This is a genomic window from Bradyrhizobium sp., assembly GCF_027451485.1.
Lineage (GTDB): Bacteria > Pseudomonadota > Alphaproteobacteria > Rhizobiales > Xanthobacteraceae > Bradyrhizobium.
In genome coordinates this window covers 1-1,991 of the sequence record NZ_DAIDJE010000194.1, presented here as the reverse complement: position 1 = coordinate 1,991, position 1,991 = coordinate 1, and the positions used below count along the sequence as shown (strand labels likewise).

The following is a 1,991-nucleotide window of genomic DNA, read 5'->3' as shown; positions in this document are numbered from 1 at the left end:
CGCATTTTGTGCCACTCTGCCTTTCCACGACCCCTGCTGGATCACGGCCAACGATGATGCCCGATGTGGTTGCGGTTGATCCGGCACCGGGCGCGAGCGCAGGTGATCCTGCGGGATCGATTGAGATTGAGGCGGGGCGGGTGCGGGTGCGGGGTTGCGTGGACTTGCAAGCGTTGCGTCACGTGCTGACCATGCTTGATCGAGCGTTATGATCCTCGGCCTGCCGACGCGACCTGGGTTGCGGATCATGGTAGCGACCCAGCCGGCAACACCTTCGCTCCATCGCCGACCGGTACGAGCATCAAGCCGCCGTTGACCCCCGATGCGTAGTCGATCGGCGCGCGGTCGGCTGCCTTCTCTGCGAAAAACATCGACTTGTGGCGGGCGACGGCGTTGGCCAAGGTGCGATCGGCGATAGCAGCCTCCGCGAAGCCGGCTTCATCCAGCCGGACAACATCGTGCCAGTGTCGTGCGAAGCGGTCGCCGCGCAGCCGTTCCTGGAGGCAGAAGACATGGATGGCGGTCGCCTTCTCCCAGAAGGTCCGCTCGGCGTGCATAACGCGCGGTCGCGCCGTTGGGAATACTAACCCATCCATCAGGCCGGCCGCATCGCAAATGACATCGCGCAGGCTCGCCGGTTCTCCCGTCGAACGGGCGCCGAACTCCAGCATGACGCTGGGCGCCACATAGCCGGACCCAACGGCGGTCGCCTCATAGTCGATAAAGAGCTTACGCTCCTCGACGCGGATCCTCGCTGCAAGTCCTTCGGCGGTGAGAGCATTCGCGATCAAGGGCTGCACGGTTTCCGCGACCCATGCCGGTAACCGCCGACGGACCTCGCTGGACCAGCGCTTCTCCTCGCTTCGCGTCTTCGGCAGCCCTTCGCCATTGTCCCCGACCAGATCGGGCGCAATCGCCCGAATGTCATAGGTCAGATCCACGTCCTCCGAAAACCGGCGAATGATCTGATAGGCTTTCGACAACGACGTGCCGCCTTTGAAAACCAGATGCTCGCCGAGTGGTGCGGCATAAAGGGTCGCCAGCGACCACACCACCCACACATCCTTTTCAAGAAGATGGGCGGGACGGCCGGATCGGTCGCCCGCGATGCCCAGCGCGTCGCGCCGATCCTGAGCCGAAAGCTGGAGAAAGAAGTCAGCCATACGCCGCCCTTCCGACGCTTTGCGCGAGCCACGTCGGAAGCTGCGGCGCGGCGGCGACCAGTTCGCCGAACACGCCTGGCGGCATTTTCCGCTTCAATGTCGTGAGTGCAGCTTCTGCCCTTTCGGGGCCGAGCCAGGCCAGCGCCCGCACGACCTCCCCCGCCGGACGGTTGGCTAGGGCCAGTTGCCAGCGCGGCGCGTGCCGCAATTCCACGACCTGCTTGCCAAGGTGCATCTTTCGGCTGCGGCCGGAGGTCAGATAGACTGAACGGACGGGCACCTGCGTCGTCAAGCCAAGAGCGTTCGCCGCAGCGGCGCCGTTCGACACGATGATCTCGCCCCTTTGGGTCGCGACAGCCTCGATAGCCTGTTCGACAGACGGCGCGCGCGTGCCGAATCGGCTGGCGACGGGACGCATATAAACGCCGCGGCTGGCACGGATGAGCTGCCCGCGTTCGGTCAGACGCGACAATGCCTGATCCACGGCCGCCCGGTTCCCGAGGTGGAGCAAGCCCTTGGCGGACATAGGGGCGCCTTCGGGCAATCCCGTCGTATGCGCCAAAATCTGTTCGGTCAGTCGCGTCATCGTCTTTCTCCTGTTGGAAATATAGACAAATTTCTGACAGTTTTCAGGGAGCCATAAAGACAAGTCCGGATAAGCGGGAAAGCCTTCCCCTCCGACCGAGCCTCTCGTCTCGGCCTACCCCTTCTGCGGGGAGATCACGCAACGCCCAAGAGTGAGAGTGCAGATCGGTTTTTCCGTGACGGGTTCGATGTCGCGAGAGAGGCTCGCGGCGCCCGTCGCGGAGATGTGCGATGTCCCGATAT

1 protein-coding gene and 1 pseudogene are annotated in these 1,991 nt (G+C 63.8%); both read right to left on the bottom strand.

All coding sequences use genetic code 11. The features are described 5' to 3' along the window. Window positions 1-266 precede the first annotated feature (266 nt). A pseudogene (locus NEZ08_RS22920) lies at window positions 267-1,163 on the bottom strand (nucleotidyl transferase AbiEii/AbiGii toxin family protein); the annotation flags it as partial. Continuing rightward, window positions 1,156-1,749 carry a DUF6088 family protein gene (locus NEZ08_RS22915; protein WP_298112197.1) on the bottom strand — a complete coding sequence of 198 codons (594 nt, stop codon included), beginning with the start codon at window positions 1,747-1,749 and terminating at the stop codon, window positions 1,156-1,158. The gene NEZ08_RS22915 and the pseudogene NEZ08_RS22920, both read right to left, overlap by 8 nt. Window positions 1,750-1,991: the final 242 nt, after the last annotated feature.